General features: G+C 62.6%; 22 protein-coding genes. 14 read left to right on the top strand and 8 right to left on the bottom strand.

The window, feature by feature from the left end:
* The first annotated feature begins 226 nt into the window (after positions 1 to 226).
* The 4 genes from aspA to MUN81_RS11050 all read left to right on the top strand — a co-directional run bounded on the left by aspA (position 227) and on the right by MUN81_RS11050 (position 5,931).
* Positions 227 to 1,633, top strand: coding sequence for an aspartate ammonia-lyase (gene aspA, locus MUN81_RS11065; RefSeq protein WP_245117349.1), 1,407 nt, complete (start codon positions 227 to 229; stop codon positions 1,631 to 1,633).
* Between the two features lie 151 nt (positions 1,634 to 1,784).
* Positions 1,785 to 2,669 carry an alpha/beta hydrolase family protein gene (locus tag MUN81_RS11060; RefSeq protein WP_245117348.1) on the top strand — a complete coding sequence of 295 codons (885 nt, stop codon included), beginning with the start codon at positions 1,785 to 1,787 and terminating at the stop codon, positions 2,667 to 2,669.
* Positions 2,670 to 2,691: 22 nt separating this feature from the next.
* Complete coding sequence (locus MUN81_RS11055) at positions 2,692 to 4,293, top strand: protein adenylyltransferase SelO (protein ID WP_245117347.1); 1,602 nt, start codon at positions 2,692 to 2,694, stop codon at positions 4,291 to 4,293.
* A gap of 174 nt (positions 4,294 to 4,467) precedes the next feature.
* Positions 4,468 to 5,931 carry a DNA/RNA non-specific endonuclease gene (locus tag MUN81_RS11050; protein ID WP_245117346.1) on the top strand — a complete coding sequence of 488 codons (1,464 nt, stop codon included), beginning with the start codon at positions 4,468 to 4,470 and terminating at the stop codon, positions 5,929 to 5,931.
* A 1-nt stretch (position 5,932) separates the two neighbouring features.
* Here MUN81_RS11050 and MUN81_RS11045 read toward each other — a convergent pair whose 3' ends face one another.
* From MUN81_RS11045 to rsmA, 8 genes are all read right to left on the bottom strand, one after another.
* Positions 5,933 to 6,877, bottom strand: a complete 945-nt coding sequence (locus MUN81_RS11045; RefSeq protein ID WP_245117345.1) for a hypothetical protein — start codon at positions 6,875 to 6,877, stop codon at positions 5,933 to 5,935.
* A gap of 114 nt (positions 6,878 to 6,991) precedes the next feature.
* Positions 6,992 to 7,726 (bottom strand): alpha/beta fold hydrolase, encoded by a 735-nt coding sequence (locus MUN81_RS11040; protein WP_245117344.1) that lies wholly within the window; start codon positions 7,724 to 7,726, stop codon positions 6,992 to 6,994.
* A 207-nt stretch (positions 7,727 to 7,933) separates the two neighbouring features.
* Entirely contained in the window at positions 7,934 to 8,410 is a 477-nt protein-coding gene (locus tag MUN81_RS11035) for a hypothetical protein (RefSeq protein WP_245117343.1), read from the bottom strand.
* A 160-nt stretch (positions 8,411 to 8,570) separates the two neighbouring features.
* Positions 8,571 to 9,401 (bottom strand): nuclease A inhibitor family protein, encoded by an 831-nt coding sequence (locus MUN81_RS22810; RefSeq protein ID WP_348533172.1) that lies wholly within the window; start codon positions 9,399 to 9,401, stop codon positions 8,571 to 8,573.
* 172 nt (positions 9,402 to 9,573) lie between these two features.
* Positions 9,574 to 10,050, bottom strand: coding sequence for a transcription elongation factor GreA (gene greA, locus MUN81_RS11020; protein WP_245117342.1), 477 nt, complete (start codon positions 10,048 to 10,050; stop codon positions 9,574 to 9,576).
* 122 nt (positions 10,051 to 10,172) lie between these two features.
* The gene (locus tag MUN81_RS11015) at positions 10,173 to 11,117 is read right to left on the bottom strand and encodes an NAD(P)-dependent oxidoreductase (protein ID WP_245117341.1); all 945 of its coding nucleotides are present in this window, start codon (positions 11,115 to 11,117) and stop codon (positions 10,173 to 10,175) included.
* An 11-nt stretch (positions 11,118 to 11,128) separates the two neighbouring features.
* The gene (locus MUN81_RS11010) at positions 11,129 to 11,746 is read right to left on the bottom strand and encodes a DUF4412 domain-containing protein (RefSeq protein WP_245117340.1); all 618 of its coding nucleotides are present in this window, start codon (positions 11,744 to 11,746) and stop codon (positions 11,129 to 11,131) included.
* A gap of 44 nt (positions 11,747 to 11,790) precedes the next feature.
* Complete coding sequence (rsmA, locus tag MUN81_RS11005; protein ID WP_245117339.1) at positions 11,791 to 12,615, bottom strand: 16S rRNA (adenine(1518)-N(6)/adenine(1519)-N(6))-dimethyltransferase RsmA; 825 nt, start codon at positions 12,613 to 12,615, stop codon at positions 11,791 to 11,793.
* Positions 12,616 to 12,751: 136 nt separating this feature from the next.
* Here rsmA and MUN81_RS11000 point away from each other — a divergent pair, with 136 nt between their 5' ends.
* The 10 genes from MUN81_RS11000 (at position 12,752) to accB (ending at position 21,673) form a co-directional block, all read left to right on the top strand.
* A complete protein-coding gene (locus MUN81_RS11000; protein WP_245117338.1) occupies positions 12,752 to 14,128 on the top strand; it encodes a TSUP family transporter in 1,377 nt (458 codons plus the stop codon).
* 158 nt (positions 14,129 to 14,286) lie between these two features.
* On the top strand, positions 14,287 to 15,747 hold the full coding sequence (locus MUN81_RS10995) for a leucyl aminopeptidase (RefSeq protein WP_245117337.1): 1,461 nt from the start codon (positions 14,287 to 14,289) through the stop codon (positions 15,745 to 15,747).
* 3 nt (positions 15,748 to 15,750) lie between these two features.
* Positions 15,751 to 16,149, top strand: coding sequence for a four helix bundle protein (locus tag MUN81_RS10990; RefSeq protein ID WP_245117336.1), 399 nt, complete (start codon positions 15,751 to 15,753; stop codon positions 16,147 to 16,149).
* Between the two features lie 14 nt (positions 16,150 to 16,163).
* Positions 16,164 to 17,216 carry a 4-hydroxythreonine-4-phosphate dehydrogenase PdxA gene (gene pdxA / locus MUN81_RS10985; RefSeq protein ID WP_245117335.1) on the top strand — a complete coding sequence of 351 codons (1,053 nt, stop codon included), beginning with the start codon at positions 16,164 to 16,166 and terminating at the stop codon, positions 17,214 to 17,216.
* A gap of 92 nt (positions 17,217 to 17,308) precedes the next feature.
* Complete coding sequence (locus MUN81_RS10980) at positions 17,309 to 17,842, top strand: DUF177 domain-containing protein (RefSeq protein ID WP_245117334.1); 534 nt, start codon at positions 17,309 to 17,311, stop codon at positions 17,840 to 17,842.
* Positions 17,843 to 17,912: 70 nt separating this feature from the next.
* Complete coding sequence (rpmF, locus tag MUN81_RS10975; protein ID WP_190922265.1) at positions 17,913 to 18,143, top strand: 50S ribosomal protein L32; 231 nt, start codon at positions 17,913 to 17,915, stop codon at positions 18,141 to 18,143.
* A gap of 113 nt (positions 18,144 to 18,256) precedes the next feature.
* A complete protein-coding gene (gene plsX, locus MUN81_RS10970) occupies positions 18,257 to 19,198 on the top strand; it encodes a phosphate acyltransferase PlsX (protein WP_245117333.1) in 942 nt (313 codons plus the stop codon).
* Positions 19,199 to 19,347: 149 nt separating this feature from the next.
* Positions 19,348 to 20,361 (top strand): beta-ketoacyl-ACP synthase III, encoded by a 1,014-nt coding sequence (locus tag MUN81_RS10965; RefSeq protein ID WP_245117332.1) that lies wholly within the window; start codon positions 19,348 to 19,350, stop codon positions 20,359 to 20,361.
* A 145-nt stretch (positions 20,362 to 20,506) separates the two neighbouring features.
* Entirely contained in the window at positions 20,507 to 21,070 is a 564-nt protein-coding gene (gene efp / locus MUN81_RS10960; protein ID WP_190922262.1) for an elongation factor P, read from the top strand.
* A 120-nt stretch (positions 21,071 to 21,190) separates the two neighbouring features.
* Positions 21,191 to 21,673, top strand: a complete 483-nt coding sequence (gene accB / locus MUN81_RS10955; RefSeq protein ID WP_245117331.1) for an acetyl-CoA carboxylase biotin carboxyl carrier protein — start codon at positions 21,191 to 21,193, stop codon at positions 21,671 to 21,673.
* Positions 21,674 to 21,703 lie beyond the last annotated feature (30 nt).

Here is a 21,703-nt window from a genome sequence, read left to right as displayed (position 1 = left end):
CGTCGTTGCTGATGTTGTTTGATTATTAAGGCGAGCGGCGCAGTTCCGGTCGTTCCACGACGAGACGCAAAATGTTGCGTCTCTACCCGTTTCAGCCGCAATGTAATGGCAAGTGTCAGCCCAAAGGAACACTGCAAAGCCGATACGTTGCCAACCGCCGCCGTAGGTTTGCCCCGCCGTTCGGCCAATCCGTACAAGCTTCTCTTTCCTCACCGAAAATTCCCGCATGACTACCTCCCGCATCGAACACGATTTCCTCGGCGAACGCGCCCTGCCCGACACTGCTTACTACGGCATTCAAACGCTGCGCGCGCTGGAGAATTTTGCCATCACCGGCATTCCCATCAACGCCGAGCCGCTGTTTGTGCAGGCGCTGGCTTATGTAAAAAAAGGCGCCGCCCTGGCCAACCGCGACCTCGGCGTGCTGCCCGCTCCCATTGCTGAAGCCATTGCCGCGGCCTGCGACCGGGTGGCCGCCGGCGAGTTCGACAACCAGTTTCTGACCGACATGATTCAGGGCGGCGCGGGCACGTCGGTGAACATGAACGCCAACGAAGTCATTGCCAACGTGGCCCTCGAACTGATGGGCCACCAGAAGGGCGAGTACCAGTACTGCCACCCGAACAACCACGTCAACTGCTCGCAAAGCACCAACGACGCCTACCCCACCGCCTTCCGCATCGCCCTCAACAACAAGCTGGTGGGCTACCGCGAAACCCTGGCGGCCCTGGCCGATGCCTTCGCCCAGAAGGCCGAGGAATTCCGCGACATTCTGAAAATGGGCCGCACCCAGCTCCAGGACGCCGTGCCCATGAGCATGGGCGACGAATTCCGGGCCTTCGCCACCAACCTGCGCGAAGAGCTGTTGCGCATCGACGACTCGCGCCGGCTGATTGATGAAATCAACATGGGCGCCACCGCCATCGGCTCGCGCATCAACGCGCCCACCGGCTACCCCGAGCGCGTGACCGAGCACCTGCGCGCCATCACGGGCCTCAACCTGAGCCTGGCCGGCGACCTGTTTGAGGCCACCTACGACACGGGCGCCTACGTGCAGCTGTCGGGCGTGCTGAAGCGCACGGCCGTGAAGCTCTCCAAAATATGCAACGACCTGCGCCTGCTGTCCTCGGGCCCGCGCACGGGCATCAACGAAATCAACCTGCCGCCCCTGCAGCCGGGCTCCAGCATCATGCCGGGCAAGGTGAACCCCGTGATTCCGGAAGTGGTGAACCAGACGGCGTTCTACGTCATCGGGGCCGACCTCACGGTGACCATGGCCGCCGAAGCCGGCCAGCTGCAGCTCAACGTGATGGAGCCGGTGATTTCCTTTGCCCTGTTCACCAGCATCAGCTACATGACTAACGCCTGCCGCACTCTGCGCGACAAGTGCGTGGTGGGCATCACGGCCAACAAGGCCCACGCCGAAAGCCTCGTGCGCAACAGCATTGGCATTGTGACTCAACTAAATCCCGTCATCGGCTACGAGGCTTCGGCCGAAATTGCCAAGGAAGCCCTCAAAACCGGCAAGTCGGTGCACGACATCGCCGTGACCGAGCGCGGCCTGCTGACTCAGGAAAAGTGGGACGAGATTTTCACGTTTGAGAACCTCATTCGGCCGGTGTTCAAGCAGTAGCGTCTCCTTGTTTAAAGCAGTACGTCATGCTGAGCGAAGTCGAAGCATCTCTACCGCAGCAGTAAATAATTGCGTTGCGCGGTAGAGATGCTTCGACTTCGCTCAGCATGACGTTCAACTTTTCTTTGATTTCTGACTTCCCATCCCACCCATGCGCTCCCTCTTACTCCTCACCTGCCTCCTGCTCACCGCCAGCTATGCCCGCGCTGCCCAAGTCGACACGCTGAGCATCCCCAGCGCGGCCATGCATAAAACCTACCGCGCGGCCGTGGTGCTGCCCGCTAGCTACGCCAAAAACAAGAAGGCCAGCTACCCGGTGCTATACCTGCTGCACGGCGCCTGGGGCCATTTCGACAACTGGCTGCGCAAGACGCCCGACAAGCAGCTGCTGCACCGCCTGGCCGACCAGTACAACCTGATTATCGTGAACCCCGAGGGCGAAACGTTCAGCTTCTACCTCGACAGCCCGGTGAAGGCCGACAGCCAGTTCGAAACCTACCTCACCAAGGAAATCATTCCGGCCATCGACCAGGCTTACCGCACCGTTCGCGACTGGCGCGGCCGCGTCATCACGGGCCTCTCCATGGGAGGCTTTGGCGCGATGTACCTCTCGGCCCGCCACCCCGACCTGTACGCCGCGGCCGGCAGCATGAGCGGCGCTCTGGAGCTGAGCAGCGCCAACCGCAAGGCCACGCCCGACGAAATAGCCTGGCGTAACAAAAACCTGGTGCCCATCATCGGTTCTGAGGAGCAAAACCCCGCGTTTTTCAGCACCAATTCGGTGATAAACATGGCCGACCAGATGCACAAAAACGGCCTGGCCCTCATCCTCGACTGCGGCGTGGACGACGGCCTCATCGAAATCAACCGCGAGATGCACCGCCGACTGGTGTACAACCACACCCCGCACGACTACACCGAGCGCCCCGGCGCCCACACTTGGGAGTACTGGCAAACAGCCCTGCCCTACCAGGTGCAGTTCTTCGGGCAGGTGCTGCAGGCCAACGGCGTGGCGGTGCCGACGCCCGCCCGGTAATTTTATTTAAACGACGAAACCCATGCCCTCCCAGCCCCTCGACCAGGCCACATTTGCCAACTCTTTTGTGGAGGAGCTGCGCGGCGAAACCAACCCTGACCCGGGCTCGCGCCAGGTGCCCGGCTATGCGTATTCGCGGGTGACGCCCACTCCCGTGGCCGCCCCGCACCTGCTGGCCTGGTCCGACGACCTGGGCCACTTTCTCGGGCTGGTGCGCCCGCCCGAGCGCGGCCCGGCCGTGGACGCCCTGGCCGGCAACCTCGTTACGGAAACCATGAAACCGTTTGCGGCGCGCTACGCCGGCCACCAGTTCGGCAACTGGGCCGGGCAGCTCGGCGACGGCCGCGCCATGTCGCTGGGCGAGCTCACGGCCACCGACGGCAGCCGCTGGGAGCTGCAGCTGAAGGGCGCCGGCCCCACGCCCTACTCGCGCCGGGCCGATGGCCGGGCCGTGCTGCGCTCGTCGCTGCGCGAGTTTTTGTGCAGCGAGGCCATGCACTACCTGGGCGTGCCCACCACCCGCGCCCTGAGCCTGGTGGGGACGGGCGACGAGGTGGTGCGCGACATGTTTTACAACGGCAACCAGCGGCCCGAGCCCGGCGCCATTGTGGCGCGGGTGGCGCCCACGTTCGTGCGCTTTGGCAACTTTCAGATATTTGCCGCCAGCGGCGAGATGGAAAATCTGCGCGCCCTGGCCGACTACGTTATCCGCCACCATTACCCTGAATTGGGCGAGCCCGGTCCGGCCGTGTACGTGACTTGGTTCGAGGAAGTATGCCGGCGCACGGCCGTGATGGTGGCCCACTGGATGAGCGTAGGCTTCGTGCACGGCGTGATGAACACCGACAACATGTCCATCCTCGGCCTTACCATCGACTATGGCCCCTACGGCTGGCTGGAACCCTACGACCCCGGCTGGACGCCCAACACCACCGATTTCGGCTACCGGCGCTACGCCTTTGGCCAGCAGCCGCAGGTGGCCCTCTGGAACCTGGCGCGGCTGGCCGAAGCCCTCTCCTTGCTGGTGGCCGAGCCCAACGACCTGCGCGCCGGCTTCGGCCGCTACACCGAAACCCTGGCCGGCACCCGCTACCGGCTCATGCTGGACAAACTCGGCCTCAGCCACCTTGCGCCGGAAGAAGACGGAAAACTAATTAATGACCTGCTGAAAGCGCTGGAAGCAGCCGGCGCCGACATGACCATTTTCTTCCGGCAGCTGTCGCACGTAGCACCGTCCCTGCTGGTTGCGGAGCCCGGCGTCGAAGAAGCCCGTTTCACCGAGTTACTAGCGGCCGCTGCTTACACCCCGCTGCCCAGCCCTGCCTACACGCCCCTGCTGGCCTGGCTGCCGCGCTACCTGGCTCGCCTGCGCCAGGAAACGGCCGCACCAGAGCACATCAAAACCGGTATGCTGGCAGCTAATCCGAAGTACGTACTGCGCAATTATTTGGCACAAAACGCCATTCAGGCCGCCGAGAAAGGCGACCTAACCTACCTGAACCGTTTGATGGAATCCCTGAAAACCCCGTACGCTGAGCAGCCCGAATTCGAGGAGTTTGCTGCTAAACGGCCGGACTGGGCGTGGGATATGCCAGGGTGCGCTACGCTGTCGTGCAGCTCGTAATGTTGGTCAGAGCCAAGACGCAACCTGGATTGTGCGGGCGTTGACCGGCCGTAACCACCCCGTTTGCTGGTGTGCAAGCGCGCCTCAAATAGGTTCGGCCAACATCGGGATGCGGTGTTTTGCATCCCTGCCGCCTCGTGACGGTATTGGCGACGACGCCCATATCTTCGCCTCATGCACGCCTCCGCTTACCTGTCGCTATCCGCCCTTTTCGCCTTGCTGGCCTGCTCGCAGCAGCCCGCCGAAACGGCCTCCGGTTCCCGTTCGCCCCAAACTCAAACGGCCCAGGCGCCCGCCACCAGCCCTTTTCCCGAAACGTTTGAAACCGGCAGCAAAGGCAGCTACGACGAAGCCGACGAGCCCCTGGCAACTGGCCCTTGGCACTTTGATGATGCCCTCATTGGCAGCAGCCCCCAGGACCACAAATCCGGGGAGCGCGCTGCGCGCCTGCGCAATCTGGGCCGCATTTCCATGCGCTTCAATGCCGTGGCTGGCGTGCGTCGCATCAGCATCAAGGCAGCGGCCTACGGCAGCGACGGACCCAGCACCTGGGAGCTGTGGCTGAGCCGCGACGGCGGCCGCACCTACGCCCGTACCGGCCAGCCCGTGCTCACCAGCGGCCCCCAGCTCAAAACGCACGTGTTTGCCGGCGTGGCCAACGAGCCCCTGCGCCTGGAAATTCGCAAAACCAGCGGGCCCAAAAACCGGCTCGACATCGACGACATCGTGCTCGAAACCGCTGCTGGCCCCGCCGCGGCGGTGGGCACCGGCGTCACAGGCGGCTATTTCGAAAACCGCAACCAGCCGCAAGCCCCGCAGCCCCGCCCCGCCCAGCAGCCCACGGTGGGCACCGGCCAGGGCGTGGCCCAGGACCCCAACGACAGCAACCTGGCCCTCGGAAACCCCAGCGGCGCCACTTCTGACCCCGCCAACGCCACCAACTACCTGCTGGTGCACCCCGAGTTCACCATCGGCTACAACGCCACCCGCGGCATCCCAACCTGGGTAAGCTGGCACATCGACCGGTCCGACATCGGCGAGGCGCCGCGCCAGAACAATTTCCGCCCAGACGCAGCCCTGCCCCGGCAGTTCTACCAGGTAACGCCCGCCAGCTACGCCCGCTCCGGCTTCGACAAAGGCCACAACTGCCCCAGCGCCGACCGCACCGCCGACCTCGACGCCAACGCCGCCACTTTCCTGATGACCAACATGGTGCCCCAGGCCCCGCACAACAACCAGCAAACCTGGGCCCACCTCGAAGAATACGGCCGCTCGCAAGTGCAGCGGGGCCAGGAAATCTACGTCATCATGGGCAGCTATGGACGCGGCGGCACCGGCGCCAACGGCTTCTTCCAGACCATCGACCAGGGCCGCGTCACGGTGCCGGCCCGCATCTGGAAGGTCATGGTGATTTTGCCTGACGGCACCAACGACCTCCAGCGCCTCGCCACCGACCCGGCCGTGCGCGTGCTGGCCATCGACACCCCCAACGACAACGGCGTGAATCCCGACTGGCGGCAATACCTGACGTCGGTCGATAAGATTGAGGCCGCTACCGGCCTGGATTTGCTCAGCGCCCTGCCCCGTCCGGTGCAGGCCCGCCTGCAACAGCTCGTGGACAGCGGCCGGGCCGAATAGCTCAGAACCGCCGCGTCAGCGACAAACCGCTACCGCCAACCGGGCCGGGAAAAGTCACAACCCCCACGGCCGTCTTCGCAGTAGCGGCGTTACGGTGGCTGATGAGGTTCCAGGCGCTCAGGGCGAGGGTGGCGGTGCCCATGCCGATGTTGAGATAGGAGATGGTGCGCTCGGTACCGTAAGTGGTACCGCCTATCCAGTTGATGCCTCGCACGTCGTTGGGCAGCCGCAGGGCGCCGATTAGCAGCTGGCCGGTGCCGCTCAGCACGCCGGCGTAGGCCGCACCCTTGCCTACATCTGAGCGGTTGAACTGGCTGGCATTAGCGGCGCTCAGCATCACGTTCACGCCGCCCCACACGGCCGACCCCACGGTATATGCCTTCACTTCTCCCTCAGTAGGCGGCGGGGTGCCATAGGTGGGCTGAATGAGGGCACACTCGGCGCGAGTCAGGCCCGAGGTGCGCACCCAATCAGACAGCGTGGGCGTGCGCATGTCGGCAATCAGGTCGTACTTGTGCGCTTCGTTGATGCGCTCCGCAGCGGGGCGGCCGGCGGTTTCGGCTACTAGGTAGCCCACGGCACACAGGCGGCCGTTGCGGTCGATGAAACACGGGCGCCGGCCTTCGGGATGGTCGTAGTTGCGCGGAAACACGCCCGCTACCCAGTAGCGGTGCAGCAGGTCGAGCAGATGGGCACGGCGCCGGGCCAGCGCGGGGCTGAGGCCGCGGGCGGGCTGTTGGCGCAGCAGGTGCTCGGCGTAGGCCAAGTGGGCCTGCACCCGCTGGTCTTCGTTGCTGGCGGTGGTGGGCGCGTGGCCGGTGGCGGCCACGTAGCCCGCGTTGCCCACCAGTACGTTCACCTGGTCGGTAGCCAATGGTGGAGCGGGTTGGTGGTTGCAGGAAGTCAGGCCGAAGCCGATGAGCAGCCGGTAAAGCAGTTTTTTCATGGGTGAGGAAACGGAGAATGGCTCCGTTTGCTGCCTGACCGCCCTCCCCTGCCAAACGTTGCACCAACAAGCCGCAGGTATGCCCCGTCGGACGTGGGCGGGCCAAACGCCTGCTTAGCGCCGTTTGCCAGCCGCCAGGAAGCGGCTTACTTCGCTCACGTACTTGCCGCCAAAACGGGCGTCGCTCAGCACCACCATGCCTTGCAGGTGCTCGCCCTCGAAAGCCAGTACCTGGCGCCGCTTCCGCCGCGGGGCCTCGCGCACCACCGCCACCGAGTCGGCCAGAGGCGTGTGCTTGTCGGCGGTGCCGCCAATCAGCAGCCACGGGCACCGAATGCGGGGCGCGTACTGCGAATAAGCCGCGGCTTCGGCGGGCAGGCTCACCTCTTTCCGGCGGCTTTGCAATTGGTAAGCCACCAGCCGCTGCGGGCTGGCCACGTAGCCTTCAGTCACCAGAAAATCGCAGTGCGGGGCCGTGGCCGCCACCTCACTGGCCATGATGGAGCCCATCGAAAACGCCATGATGCCGGTGCGGTTGCGCGGATACCGCCGGCGCGCATCGGCCAGGGCCGTGCCCAAATCCACCGCAAATTCCGGGTAGTAAAGTCGCTCTGTGTCGATGGCAAAATCGGCGCTGTGGCCAAAGCCCCGGTAGTCGAACAGGTACACCCGGTAGCCGTCCGCCGCCAACGCCTGGGCCTGGTACAGCTCGTTCGACATGTTGCCAAAATCACCGTAGGCCACCACCATGGTGGTGTGGCGGTCCGTCACGCCCACGGCGGGTTCTATCAGCCAGCCAGTCAGCTGCACGTGGTCGGGCGTGGTCAGGGCTACGGGTTGGTAGCGCATGCCCAGCGAGTCGGGCGTGGCTAACCAGACCCGACTGGGCTTCAGGGCCCAAACTGCGGGAGCGTGAAGAATGCAGAAAACGACGAGTAAAAACCGGTTCATAGTCTAGGTGCAGCCATTGGCAACTGCTTAGGCGCACAGACCCAGAATTGGGGCCGTCGTTGCATGCCCGCTGCTTGCGGAAGTCCGGTTTTGCCCGCAGGCTGGTCAGGGCTGACCTTTCCAATTCTTGGGCACCGGCCGACGGCCCGCCAAATCAAACGTCCGCACCGACGGCTTGAGAAAACGTCCGTCCTTGCGGTACCAGCGCTCAACGAACAGCGTGTCGTTTTCCTGCGCGTGTCGGAAGTTCACTATCCGCGTCACCAGCACCGAATCACCGTTGAGCACCGTGGGCCAAGTATCTACATCGGCCGACAAGACGCCTGCAGGGTAGTAGAGGCGGGAGTGTCCGGCGTTACCCTGAGTCGAGAGGCGATAATCCGACTCGGCCACTATCCCGCCATGCTCGTCGTATTGCACCCAGTGGCCGTGGTTCCGAAACGTGTACTTGCCTTTGGGCGCCGGCTCCACGCGCATGGGCCCTTGCCAATACACCTGCTGCGGATGAAATCGCCAGTAAGACACGTGTGTCTTCTCCACGGCTTTACCGGCAGCCAGCATGGCTTTTTCTTCCGCCGTCAAATGACTTCGGTAATCTGATAGCTCAAATGCCTGCGGGACACACCCGCTACTCAGCATCACTACACCCGTTACCAGCAAAACACTGCGTGACGTCATAAATCAACTATCTAAAAAGACATATCCTGCCCCCTATTCGTCAAAATGCCAAGAAAAGCCCTGCTCAGGTCTCCGTCAACACCGTTTTGAAGCCGGCCAGCGTGCCATCCATCGTGCGGCCCAGGGCGTAGGCGTGCACCTGCGGCCCGCTGCCCACGCGGAAAACCTGAGCGCCGTCCAGCTCCTGCTTCAGGAACATTTGCAGGGCCTTGTAGCGGTTGGCCAGCGCCACGTCGCCCAGCACACCGTCGTCGGCGGTGTGGTTGCGCAGGAATTGGGTGAGCTCCACGGTTTCCACGTTGGCATCGGCGGGCTCGCCCAGCAGCTTGAGCAGCGCCGCGTTGCTCAGCTCGCCGCCGGGCGCGGCGTAGGCCACGGCCTCCAGCGGGGCATCCGCCTCGCTCATGAAATGCAGACCAGCCACCTGCTTTTGCAGCTCCGGCGGCACAGCGGCCGCGGCGGGGGCCGCGCCGGCTTTTGCCTCGCTCAGGCCGCTGCCGCCCTCCACTTTGGCGGCAATGGCGCTGGCCAGTTCCTGCATACGGGCCTCGGCTACCTTGATTTTGGGGCTGGTGAAATTAATGTCGCCCACTTTATTCAGCGGCACCAGATGGATGTGCGCGTGCGGCACTTCCAGCCCAATCACGGCCACGCCCACGCGCTTGCAGGGCACGGCGGCGCCCAGGCCCTTGGCCACGCGCTGCGCAAACACGTGCAGGGCGGCCAACTCGTCGGCGGGCAGGTCGAAGATGTAGTCAATTTCCTTTTTGGGAATGACCAGCACGTGGCCCTCCACCAGCGGCGTGATGTCGAGAAACGCCAGGTGGCGGCCGTCTTCGGCCACTTTATACGCCGGCAATTCGCCGGAAACGATGCGCGAGAAAATGGAAGGCATGACAGTTGGTGCTTGGTTGATGGTGCTGGGTGATGGGCTGCACTGATACCGCTGGTGACGCAAATAACGACTTCGGGAACGAAGCGAATGCATAAAAAAAGGGCAACTCTGCTGCAGAGTTGCCCTAATGCAGGTTGTCAGGCGCTAAGCACCATCTACCAAGCGCCAAAAATTACCGGCTGATTTCCAGAATCTGAAACTGCAGCTTGCCCGCGGGCACCACAATTTCGGCCATGTCGCCGGCCGATTTGCCCAGCAGGCCCTTGCCGATGGGCGACTTCACCGAGATTTTGCCGGCGGCCAAGTTGGCTTCCTCTTCGGCCACCAGGGTGTAGTTCAACACCATGTTGTTTTTCAGGTTCTTCAGCTTCACCTTGCTCATGATGAGCACCTTGCTGAAGTCCATATTGGTTTCATCGATGACGCGGGCGTTGCCAATTACCTCTTCGAGCTTGGCAATTTTGAGCTCCAGCAAGCCCTGGGCGTCCTTGGCGGCGTCGTATTCGGCGTTCTCGCTCAGGTCGCCCTTGTCGCGGGCTTCGCGCAGGTCCTCGGCGGCTTTGGCGCGGCCCCGGATTTTGAGGTCCTGGAGCTCGTCCTTCAGTTTTTGCAGGCCTTCCGGGGTGTAATAATTGATGGTGCTGGCCATAGGAGTAGATGCTTGACGGTTTGGCTAAAAAGCAAGGAGAACGGCTGGCACTGCCAACCGTTCTCCCTTCTTAGGTTCACAGCAAAGATACGCAAAACCAATTAGCTCCCCACCGTTGGCTCCTACGCCTGCGCTCGGAATGCCCGAATTTTCTCCACCAGCACCTCGTTGATGCGGGCATAACTCTCAAAAGTCCAGCCGCCGACATGCGGAGAAAGCACCACGTTGGGTGCCGATGTGAGAAAGTCGAAGGTGGCCTGCTGAGCCGCGGTGAGCGTGTTGAGCTTTTCGTTGTCGAGCACGTCGAGGGCCGCGCCGCGCACGGCGCCGGCTTGTAGCGCGGCCACCAGTGCGGCGTGGTCGAGCACTTCGCCCCGGGCCGTGTTCATCACCCAAATGGGCTTCGCGAACCCTTTCAGCAACGCCTCGTTCACAAAATGATGGTTGGCCGCCGAATACGGAATGTGCAGGCTCAGCACATCGGCGCGGGCCTGCAGCTCGGGCAGGCTCACGAGCGTGGCGTAGGCGTCGGCCTGCACGGCGGGGTTGTGGTCGTGGGCCAGCACCGTGCAGCTAAAGCCGCTGAGACGCCGCGCAAACGCCCGCCCCATGTGCCCGTAGCCCAGCAGCCCGATGGTTTTGCCACCAATTTCCTCGCCGCGGTTGGCTTCGCGGCGCCATTGGCCCTGGCGCACTTCGTGGTCGGCGCGGGCAATGTTGCGTAGCAGCGCCAGCAACAGGCCCACGGCGTACTCGCCCACGGCGTCGCGGTTGCCTTCGGGGGCGTTGAGCAGCGTGACGCCGGCAGCGGCCATGGCGGCCTCGTCGATGTTGTCGGTGCCGGCGCCAGCGCGGGCCACGTAGCGTAGGTGCGGGCCGTGAGCCAGCAGGCTGGCGGTTACGCGCAGCTTGCTACGCACCACGAGGCCCTCATAGGGCTGGGCGGCCAGCGCGGCGGGCACTTCGGCGGCGGTGAGGTGGGGCTGGTAGTCCATCGCCACGCCAATGCTTTCCAGCAGGGCCGCCAGCGAGGGGTGCATTTCATCGACGACGAGGCAAACGCTCATAGCGGGCAGCACTAGCGGGCCGGAGCCTCAACCACGAACTCGTTTGGTGCCAGCGCCATGGCTTCAACCGAAGTGGCCTCGCTCACCATTTTGTAGCCTTGCTTTGTATTGGTTACCACAAACTTCAAGGGCAAGGCGCCGTGGCTGGCCTTCAGGTACGTGTAATAGTCCCCCATCTGATGCTTGCTGTAGAGCTCGGGGTTCACGCGCACCTTGGGCGAGAAGTAATACACCGTGGAGTTGCCGTCGGTATCAATCTGCAGGCTCTGGCATTCGTAGCCAGCCACGGTGGATTTGCCGGGCAGGGCCTTCACCACCGCGCCCGGCGTGCCGACCGCTGCATCCATGCCGGGCACGGCCTGACCGTTCATGAAAAATTGAAACTTGTTGTCGCGGGCGGTGTACAACTCAAGCAGTTGCTTCTTTTCGGTGTACGCCTTGTAGTCGCCTCCGCTCACATAATATAGGTTTTCACTGCCCAACATGGGCGCCAGCTTCTCTGTGATATCCTGCCCCGCCAGCGTGCTGAAGGAATTGTGATACACAATTTTACCGCTGAACCACGGCCCATCAGTCACCATCGTAAATGAACACAACAGCAGACTAACGGCAACAAAAACTTTTTTCATCGGAAGAGAAACTAAGGTGTGAGCTAATTAAATGAGTAGGAAAACTACGCTGTGATGTCGCTCGGACTCAAATCGGGCAACGCCGTGCCGCCGGCCATGTGCTGGCCCACATGCCGCGTCAGCTTCACAAAATCAGCCACGCTCAGCGTTTCGGCCCTACGCTCGAAGATGGCATCCGTCGTTGCCTCGGCGGGCATGCCGAACGGTTTCAGGGCATTGCGCAAGGTCTTGCGGCGGGTCTGAAAGGCCTGCTTTACCACCCGAAAAAACAACTTCTCGTCGCAGTCCAGTTGCTCAACGTCGTTGCGCGTGAGGCGCACCACGGCCGACTCCACCTTGGGCGGCGGGTTGAACACATGCGGCGGCACCGTGAACAGGTACTCAATCTTATAGAAAGCCTGCAACAGCACGCTCAGAATGCCGTAAGTTTTCGAGCCGGGCGGCTCGGCCAGGCGCTCGGCCACTTCCTTTTGAATCATGCCCACCACCTCGCGCACCTGCTGGCGGTTGTTGAGCACGGCAAAGAAAATCTGGCTGCTGATGTTGTAAGGAAAGTTGCCGATAATGGCCAGCGGCTGGCCCGGAAACAGCTCGCTCAGGTTCTGCTTCAGAAAATCGGTGGCAAAAATGCGGTTGCCCAGCGCCGGATAGTGCTCCTTCAGGTAGGCCACCGACTCGGTATCAATCTCGACCACGCTTGTCTGGTAGCCCGGGTTCTGGAGCAGGTACTGGGTGAGCACGCCCATGCCGGGGCCTATTTCCAGCACCTCGCGCACGTCGTCGGGCAGCTGCAGGGCGGCCACAATGTTGCGGGCAATGTTGGGGTCGGCCAGAAAGTGCTGACCAAGGTGTTTTTTGGGTCTTACCACGAAGCGACGCCCCGCGGCTTGGGGCGCGGCAGCCGCGCAAAGGTAGCAGCAGCGCCGCCCGGCGAGCAGGCCCAACTCGCCAGCACAACTTTTCCAGTTGATATTTACACTCGACCTCGTGCTGTATCGCTTCCTTATGGACCATCCTCTTCCAGCGCCGCAAGCCGCTGGGGCCGCTGGCCCCGAGGCCCCGCCGCACCCGCCGATGTCGGTTTTGCTGCACTTGAACCACGTTCGGGTGTTGCTGGCTGGCGGCGGGCCGGCCGCGCTTGAAGTGCTCAACGCCATCGTGCGCAGCAGTCCAGCCGCAGGCGTCACGGTGGTGGCTTCGCCCCTGCTGCCGGCGCTGCGCGAGCTGGCCAGCCACCACGCCGGGGTGCATCTGCTGGAGCGCCCCTTCCAGGAAGCGGACCTGCCGGGCCACGCCCTTGTTTTTGCAGCCACCGACGACCCCGCACTCGACCGCCGCATCAGCGCTGCCGCCCAAAGGCTGGGCCTGCTCACCCACCAGGCCGGTGCCCCGGCCAAAAGCAGCTCTTACCTGCCCACCCCGACGCAGGCGGACGAAGCCCAAGCCCCCTCCGTTACCGCCGCCAACCTGCGGGCGGCGCCGAAGCGGGCCCTCGGCCCGGCCCATGAGGCCCCGGCCACGGCCTACTGGCGGCGCATGGCCACGGGCTCGCTGGTGGCGTTTGCCGGGTTCATTCTGCTCAATATTCTGTCGTACTACGTCACCTGGTCGCAGGCAGCGGAGTGGCTCACGTCATCGGGCACGTTTTACACGTTTGTGGCCGTGGGTTTTGTGGCGCAGCTTATCGACGGCGTGCTGGGCATGGGCTACGGCGTGGTGTCGGCCATCAGTTTAATGTCGCTGGGGCTGAATCCGGCTTCGGTCAGCGCCAGCATTCACACCGCCGAGATGTTTGCCAGCGGCGCCTCGGGTTACCACCACTACCGCTTCGGCAACGTCAACAAAAAGCTGTTTCGGGTATTGCTGTTGCCCGGCATTGCCGGGGCCGTGAGCGGGGCCTACCTGCTTTCGCGCTTCGGCGAAGCATACGCAGCCTGGGTGAAGCCGCTGCTGGCCGTGTACCTGCTGGTGCTGGGCGTCCGCATCCTCACCCGCGCCTTTGGCCGGGCCGACCGGCGCCGCAAGGTGAAGCACGCCGGCTGGCTGGCCGGCGCGGGCGGCTTCCTCGACTCGTTTGGCGGGGGCGGCTGGGGGCCGCTGGTTACCAGCACGCTCATCACCAACGGGCGCACGCCGCGCTACGTCATCGGCACGGTGAGCATCACCGAGTTTTTTGTCACGTTTGCCAGCGCACTCACGTTTTTCGCCATGCGCGGCCTGTCGCACTGGCAAATTGTGGCCGGGCTCATTGTGGGCGGCGTGGCGGCAGCCCCCCTGGCGGCCCGGCTGGCAGGCCGCATTCCCACCCGCTGGATGTTTGTGGGCGTGGGCCTGATGGTCATTTTCTGGAGCCTGTGGGCCCTGCGCAAGGTGTTCTTTTGAGAGAATCACAGCCTGCAAAGCATAAAAAGCAGGCGTTTCAGCCAGCGAAGAATTGAGTGTCCGCCGCACGCTCAATTCTTACCGTCCGAACCCTCACTGATTCCGTTGCGGCGTCTGCGGCTACCTTAGCGGCCGCATTCCATCAGCTTCGCCCGTTCATGTCCCTCGTTCTCACTCACGCCACATCCGCTCCGGAGCGCGCCACCCAGGTATTCATTCTGCCCGCCGGCACCACGGCCCTGCCCACCGGCGCGGCCGGCGACCTCTCCGCCGAAGCACAAGAGTACGTGGCCGCTGCCCTGGCCAACGACCAGAAGCTCATCCACCTCAACCACTTCAGCCATCACCACTATTTTGTGGTGCTGGCCGACAAGCCCACACCCGGCCAGGTAGCCGAGGCCCTGCGCCGTAGCGGCCACGCCCTGCACGCCCAGCTCAAGGCCGAAAAAGTGACCGAGGTGCTTGTGCACAACCTGAGCGGCAACCCCAAAGCCGGCCTGCTGCTGGCCGAGGGCCTGGCCCTGACGGCTTACCATTTTGAAGGCTACAAAACCGACGAGAAATCGCGCCAAGCTCCTTCCCTGACCAAAGTTGCCCTGGTTGGCGAAGCCGCTACCGAAGCCGAACTCACTGAACTCGACGGCCTGCTGCAGGGCGTGATGCTGGCCCGCGACCTCGTCAACGCGCCCCTCAACAAGCTCAACGCCGTGCAGCTGGCCGAGCGCATTGCCGAAGCCGGCGACCAGGCCGGATACACGACCGACATTCTCGACCTGCCCAAAATCGAAGCCCTGCGCATGGGCGGCCTGCTCGCCGTCAACCTGGGCTCGCCCGAACCGCCCACCTTCAGCATCCTCGAATGGAAGCCCGAAGGCGCCAAAAACGCGAAGCCTTACGTGCTGGTGGGCAAAGGCGTGGTGTTCGACACCGGCGGCCTCAGCCTCAAGCCCACGCCCAACAGCATGGACATGATGAAGTGCGACATGGCCGGCGGCGCGGCCGTGGCCGGCACGCTCTTCGCCCTGGCCAAAAACAACGTGCCGCTGCACGTCATCGGCCTGGTGCCCGCCACCGACAACCGCCCCGGCGGCCTGGCCTACGCGCCCGGCGACGTCATCACCATGCACAGCGGCCTCACGGTGGAAGTGAAAAACACCGACGCCGAAGGCCGCCTGCTCCTGGCCGACGCCCTCAGCTTCGCCAAGAAGTACGACCCCGAACTGGTCATCGACCTAGCTACCCTCACCGGCGCCGCCGTGCGCGCCCTGGCCACCGAAGCCTCCGCCTCGATGGGCACCGCCGAGCCGGCCACCATGAGCAAGCTCACCGAAGCCGGCTACGCCGTGCACGAGCGTCTGGTGGAGTTTCCGCTATGGGACGAGTACGCCGACCACATCAAGTCCGACATTGCCGACCTCAGCAACTTGGGCAAGGGCGAAGCCGGCCATATTTCAGCCGCCAAATTCCTGGAACGCTTCATCGAAGGCTACCCCTGGATTCACCTAGACATCGCCGGCCCCGCCTACCTCACCGCTGCCGAAAGCTACCGCGGCAAAGGCGGCACCGGCGTGGGCGTGCGCCTGCTGTATGAGTTTTTCCAAGGAGTGCTTGGTGCATAGTGCATGGTGCTTGGCAATTCTGATTCATGGATAAGGAGAATAAATCCTACACTCACCTTGAGGTGTGGCAGCTTGCGCGCAAGCTTGTCTCAGAAGTGTATAGCGCCAGCCAGGTTTTCCCCAAAAGACGAGTTGTTTGGTCTGACCAATCAACTTCGCCGAGCAGCAGTCTCTATTCCCTCCAATATTGCAGAAGGGTGTGGGCGGCAAACTCCCCGCGACACAATCAATTTTCTGTTCATAGCGAGGGGCTCGCTTTACGAGTTGGAAACCCAGATTTATGTTGCTCTTGACCTCCGCTATTTAACCACTGAAACCGCCGACACCTTATTCCTACTGGTGACAAGTTGCAAGAAGCTGCTTCACGGCTTCATCAATCATTACCGCCAGCAACTTGCCTGACGCCACAAAGCCCGATGAACCAAGCACCAAGCACCAAGCACCAAGCACCAAGAATAGGCTTCTCCGTGGGCGACCTCGCCGGCATCGGCCCCGAAGTCATCTATAAAACACTGCTCGATGAGCGCCTGCTGAAAATCTGCACGCCCGTCATCTACGGCACCGCCACGGCGCTCTTCGACGACTTCCCCACCCCGGCCGACGCGGAACACCTCACCATGCGCCAGCTGCGCGACGCGGCCGACATTGCCCGCGGCCGCCTCAACGCCGTGACCTGCTGGGAGGAAGATTTCGTGCTCGCGCCCGGCCAGCCCTCAGCCGCCACCGGCGCGGCCGCTCGCGAAAGCCTGCTGGCCGCCAGCCGCGACCTGAAGGCCGGCAAGCTCGATGCCCTCGTCACGGCGCCCATCAGCAAAGACAACACCCAGGCCGACAATTTCCGCTACCCCGGCCACACCGAGTTTCTCACCAGCTTTTTCGGGGCGCCCGAGAGCCTGATGTTTCTGGTGGACGAGGACGCCGGCCTGCGCATTGCCACCGTCACCGGCCACGTGCCGCTGAAGGACGTGCCCGCCAAGCTCACCGCCGAGCTGCTGCGCACCAAAATCAACCTGCTGCTCAAGTCGCTCAAGCAGGACTTTGGCATTCTGAAACCCCGCATTGCCGTGCTTGGCCTCAACCCCCACGCCGGCGAAAACGGCCTGCTGGGCAGCGAAGAGGGCGACTTGGTGGCACCCGTTATCCAGCAGTTTGTCCAGGACGGCCACCTTGTGGTGGGTCCCTTCCCGGCCGATGGCTATTTCGGCACCCAGCAGTTCCGGCAGTTCGATGCCACCCTGGCACTGTACCACGACCAGGGCCTTATTCCCTTCAAGCTCATGGCTTTTGAGCGCGGCGTGAACTTCACGGCGGGCCTGCCGGTGGTGCGCACCTCCCCCGACCACGGCACCGCCTATGGCCTGGCCGGCAAGTACCAGGCCGATGAGTCGTCGTTTCGGGCGGCGGTGTACCTGGCCTGCGACATCTGGAAACAGCGGTGGGAAGCGGCCCAACCCCGCTCCGCGCGCTAGCGTAGGGACGGGTTGTTGTAGAGAAAGTTGGCCGCTTTTTTTGGCAAAAAGGCGGATTTTCACTACTTTTGCCCCCTGCTATCCAGCCGACCGTGAAAAAAGAAAGCAAATACGACATCAATCTTGCCAAGCTGGCGCTGAAAACGCACCACTTTGAGTTCGAGCTGGGTCCCGACTTTTTTGCCTTGTTTGAGGAGCCGCTGGTAGAGCAAGGCCAGTTGCACGCCGACGTGGAGCTCATCAAAACCGAGCGCCTCATCACGCTCAACTTCCACATCACCGGCACGGTACGCCTCGTTTGTGACCGCAGCCTCGACGAGTTTGACCAGCCGCTCGACATTCAGGAGCAGTTGCTGGTGCGCTTCGGCGACGAGAATAAGGAGCTGGACGACAACGTGCTGCAAATCACGCCCGAAACCCAGAGCCTGCCCTTGGCTCAGCACCTCTACGACTACATCGGCCTGGCTCTGCCCATGAAGAAGCTGCACCCGCGCTTCCAGAACGAGGAGGACGAAAACCCCGACGCCGAAACCAAGCTCATCTTCACGACTCGCGACGAAAACGAGGGCCCCGATGATGACGAGCCGGCCGACCCGCGCTGGGCCGCGCTCAAAAACCTGAACTGAATCCGTCAGCGCCCCGAGTCGCTCCCCAACTCTCAACTCAAAAACTTAATCCTCTAAATTTTCCCCTACAATGGCTCATCCTAAGCGCCGCACCTCTTCCGCCGTTCGCGACAAGCGTCGCACGCACTACAAGCTGACCCCTAAGGCCGTGACCTTGTGCCCCAACACGGGCGAGCTGCACCTGCGCCACAAGGCCTACGTGGTCGACGGCGACCTGTACCACAACGGCCAGCTGGCCATCAAAAACTACACGAAAACGACCGCAGCCCCGGCTGCCGACGCCACCGGCGACGACGAATAGCGCGTTTGGTTGTTACTTCGCGGCCCCACGGTCCGGCTTCGCTCTTTTTATAAGCCAGCGGGGCCGGACTTTTGGTAACTACTCTTTCCGCTGACCATCCAAACACCTCGTACATGAAAATAGCCCTCGACGCAATGGGCGGCGACTTTGCCCCCCAAGCCGCCGTGGCGGGTGCCCTGCAGGCGGCCGAGCAGCTGGCCGGCCGGGCCACCATCGTCCTCATTGGTCAGGAAGATGCCGTGCGGCCCCTGCTCGACGCCGCCGGCGCGGCCGGTGCCGCCCTGGAGTTTGTGACCGCATCGCAAATCATCGACATGGGCGAACACCCCGCCCGGGCCTTCCAGCAAAAACAGGACTCCAGCATTGCCGTGGGCTACAAAATGCTGCTGGCCGGCGAGGTCGACGCGTTTTGCTCGGCCGGCAACACCGGTGCCATGCTGGTGGGCGCCATGCTCACGGTGAAGGCCGTGCCCGGCGTTATTCGCCCGGCCATTGCCAACTTCGTTCCCAAGCTGAAGCAGAACTTCGGTATCCTGCTCGACGTGGGCGCCAACGCCGAATGCAAGCCTGAAATGCTGGAGCAGTTCGGCGAGCTGGGTTCGCTGTACGCGCAGTACGTGCTGGGCATTGCCAGCCCCAAAGTAGGTTTGGTGAACTTGGGCGAAGAAGAGGGCAAAGGCACGCCCATCACCCAAGCCGCGCATCAACTCCTGAAAGTGAACCCGCACATTCAGTTTGTGGGCAACCTGGAAGGCCGCGACATGTTCAACGACAAGGCTGACGTGATTGTGTGCGACGGCTTCACGGGCAACATCCTGCTAAAAATGGCCGAATCCATCTACGAAATGATGGAAGAGAAACACATTCACGACCCGTTTTTCGACAAGTTCAACTACGAGGCCGTGGGCGGCTCGCCCATCCTGGGCATCAACGACAACGCCATCATCGGGCACGGCCGCAGCACGCCGCTGGCCATCTGCAACATGCTGGTGCAGGGCTTCAACATGGCCGACTCGGGCATTGTTGACCAAATAAAGGCTACTTTTAAAACCTGAACCGTGCTTTGCGGTGGTTAAAAAACCTCCGGCTCCGGCCGGATTTTTTTTACCTGCCGGCCGGCTTTGCGCCTGCGCCTGCCGCGAAGGCCGGGACCATTTTCGGCCCTCATACCTAATTCTCGCTTGCCCCGCCTACTTTTGCCCGTATGAAGATAACTGCTGCCATCACCGGCGTGGGTGCCTATGTGCCCGATTATGTGCTCACCAATGCCGAGCTTGAAAAGATGGTTGACACCACCGACGAGTGGATAATGTCGCGCACCGGCATTCGGGAGCGCCGCATTTTAAAGGGCGAAAACCAAGGCGCTTCGGTGATGGGTATTAAAGCGGTGCAGCAGCTGCTGGCGAAGACCGGCACGAAACCCGAGGAGGTGGAGCTGCTCATTTGCGCCACCACCACGCCCGACATGCTGTTTCCGGCCACGGCCAACATCATTTCCAATGGCGTGGGCATCACCAAGGCGTTTAGCTTCGACATGAATGCGGCGTGCTCCACGTTCCTGTTTGCGCTGGCCACCGGTGCCCAGTACATTCAGGCCGGTACGCACAAGAAAGTGATTGTGGTGGGCGCCGACAAGATGTCGTCCATCGTGGACTACACCGACCGCGCCAACTGCATCCTCTTCGGCGACGGCGCCGCCGCCGTGCTGCTTGAACCCAGCACCGATGGCTTTGGCATCCTCGACCAGGTGCTGCGCACCGATGGCAGCGGCGAAGCTTACCTGCACCAGAAAGCCGGCGGCAGCCGCCGCCCCCCGTCCCACGCCACCGTGGACGCCAAGGAGCACTACATCTATCAGGAAGGCGCCACGGTGTTCAAATTTGCCGTGAAGAGCATGGCCGACGTGGCCGCCCAGGTGATGGAACGTAACCACCTCGGCAAAGACGACGTGGCTTGGCTGGTGCCGCACCAGGCCAACAAGCGCATCATCGATGCCACCGCCAATCGCATGGGCGTGGGGCCTGAAAAGGTGATGCTGAACATTGACCGCTACGGCAACACCACCAACGGCACCATTCCGCTGTGCCTGGCCGACTACGAAAGCCAGCTGCGCCGCGGCGACAACCTAGTGCTGGCCGCCTTCGGGGGCGGTTTCACCTGGGGCTCCATTTACCTCAAATGGGCCTACGACGGCGACAAAGTCGCCGCTGGTAAGTAGTTGAAAGCCGTTAGCTTTGTAGCTGCTAACGGCTTTCCCTTTTTAAATCAATTAGGACGCTGACAGCTTTCTTCGGCTTCGGCTAAATAGAATTCCCCACCAACAAGCCAGTGGCTTCGGGCCATTTGCTTAAAAGTTTAACCCCATGGCATCAACCGCCGACTTTCGCAACGGGCTCGTACTCAACTACAACAACGAGCTGCACGTCATCACCGAGTTTCAGCACGTGAAGCCCGGCAAAGGCCCCGCCTTCGTGCGCACCAAGATGCGCAACATCAAAACCGGCCGCACCATCGACAACACCTTCAACGCCGGTGTGAAGGTGGAAACGGCTCGCGTGGAGCAGCGCCCCCACCAGTTCCTGTACAAGGACGACTACGGCTACACCTTCATGAACAAGGAGGACTTCGAGCAGGTGGTGCTGCCCGAGGAAATGGTGCCCTTTGCCGACCTGATGAAGGAAGGCCAGGACGTGACCATCCTCATGCACGCCGAAACCGAGATGCCCCTCACCGCCGAGCTGCCCACCACCGTGGACCTGGTGGTTACTTACACCGAGCCCGGCCTGCGCGGCGACACCGCCACCAACACCCTGAAGCCCGCCACGGTGGAAACCGGCGCCCGCATCCAAGTGCCGCTGTTCATTGACGTGGACACCAAAATCCGCATCAAAACCAGCGACTACAGCTACGTTGAGCGCGTGAAGTAGACTTTTTTCTAAGCCGTCGGCTAGTGGCCGGGCCCAGCATGCGGCCCGGGCCATTGGCCGACGCTCTAACATATAAGCTAACAGCTAAAAATGTCAAACTCGCCCAAAAAGGACGCCTCCATGAAAGCCAAAGAACTGCAAGAGCTACTTGATTTTATCGCCAAGTCGGGCCTGAACAAGGTGAACATTGAGACCGAAGAATTCAAGATTTCGGTGCAGCGTGAGCCCAACACCAAGCACGTGATGAGCGCCGCGCCGGCCGCTGTGCACGCGCCGGCCCCGGCTCCGGCGGCTGCTCCGGCACCGGCCGCGGCTGTCCCGGCCGCCGCTCCGGCTGCTGCCGCCCCCACCGAAGCCGCCGGCGGCAACTTCAAGCCCCTCAAGGCGCCCATGATTGGCACCTTCTACCGCAGCAGCGGCCCCGATGCGCCGGCGTTTGTGCAAGTGGGCGACATGGTGGAGAAAGGCCAGGTTATCTGCATCATCGAGGCCATGAAGCTGTTCAACGAGATTGAAGCCGAGGAAAGCGGCCGCATCGTGAAGGCACTGGTGGAAAACGCCTCGCCGGTGGAATACGACCAGCCGCTGTTTTTGATTGAATAGTTGCCCCAATTTGTCATCCTGAGCGGAGCG

The sequence above is a fragment of the Hymenobacter sp. 5317J-9 genome (assembly GCF_022921075.1).
Taxonomy (GTDB): Bacteria; Bacteroidota; Bacteroidia; order Cytophagales; family Hymenobacteraceae; genus Hymenobacter.
Note: the sequence above shows the minus strand (reverse complement) of the source record. Positions and strands in the feature narration are given on the sequence as shown.

Coding starts and splice junctions, on each gene's coding strand:
- MUN81_RS11050 (WP_245117346.1), top strand. CDS start 4,468: ATGCACGCCTCCGCTTACCTGTCGCTATCCGCCCTTTTCGCCTTGCTG.
- MUN81_RS11010 (WP_245117340.1), bottom strand. CDS start 11,746: ATGAAAAAAGTTTTTGTTGCCGTTAGTCTGCTGTTGTGTTCATTTACG.
- MUN81_RS10990 (WP_245117336.1), top strand. CDS start 15,751: ATGGTGCTTGGCAATTCTGATTCATGGATAAGGAGAATAAATCCTACA.
- MUN81_RS11055 (WP_245117347.1), top strand. CDS start 2,692: ATGCCCTCCCAGCCCCTCGACCAGGCCACATTTGCCAACTCTTTTGTG.
- MUN81_RS11060 (WP_245117348.1), top strand. CDS start 1,785: ATGCGCTCCCTCTTACTCCTCACCTGCCTCCTGCTCACCGCCAGCTAT.
- pdxA (WP_245117335.1), top strand. CDS start 16,164: ATGAACCAAGCACCAAGCACCAAGCACCAAGCACCAAGAATAGGCTTC.
- rpmF (WP_190922265.1), top strand. CDS start 17,913: ATGGCTCATCCTAAGCGCCGCACCTCTTCCGCCGTTCGCGACAAGCGT.
- greA (WP_245117342.1), bottom strand. CDS start 10,050: ATGGCCAGCACCATCAATTATTACACCCCGGAAGGCCTGCAAAAACTG.
- MUN81_RS22810 (WP_348533172.1), bottom strand. CDS start 9,401: ATGCCTTCCATTTTCTCGCGCATCGTTTCCGGCGAATTGCCGGCGTAT.
- MUN81_RS11040 (WP_245117344.1), bottom strand. CDS start 7,726: ATGCGCTACCAACCCGTAGCCCTGACCACGCCCGACCACGTGCAGCTG.
- MUN81_RS11000 (WP_245117338.1), top strand. CDS start 12,752: ATGGACCATCCTCTTCCAGCGCCGCAAGCCGCTGGGGCCGCTGGCCCC.
- efp (WP_190922262.1), top strand. CDS start 20,507: ATGGCATCAACCGCCGACTTTCGCAACGGGCTCGTACTCAACTACAAC.
- plsX (WP_245117333.1), top strand. CDS start 18,257: ATGAAAATAGCCCTCGACGCAATGGGCGGCGACTTTGCCCCCCAAGCC.
- MUN81_RS10995 (WP_245117337.1), top strand. CDS start 14,287: ATGTCCCTCGTTCTCACTCACGCCACATCCGCTCCGGAGCGCGCCACC.
- accB (WP_245117331.1), top strand. CDS start 21,191: ATGAAAGCCAAAGAACTGCAAGAGCTACTTGATTTTATCGCCAAGTCG.
- aspA (WP_245117349.1), top strand. CDS start 227: ATGACTACCTCCCGCATCGAACACGATTTCCTCGGCGAACGCGCCCTG.
- MUN81_RS10965 (WP_245117332.1), top strand. CDS start 19,348: ATGAAGATAACTGCTGCCATCACCGGCGTGGGTGCCTATGTGCCCGAT.
- MUN81_RS11045 (WP_245117345.1), bottom strand. CDS start 6,877: ATGAAAAAACTGCTTTACCGGCTGCTCATCGGCTTCGGCCTGACTTCC.
- MUN81_RS11015 (WP_245117341.1), bottom strand. CDS start 11,117: ATGAGCGTTTGCCTCGTCGTCGATGAAATGCACCCCTCGCTGGCGGCC.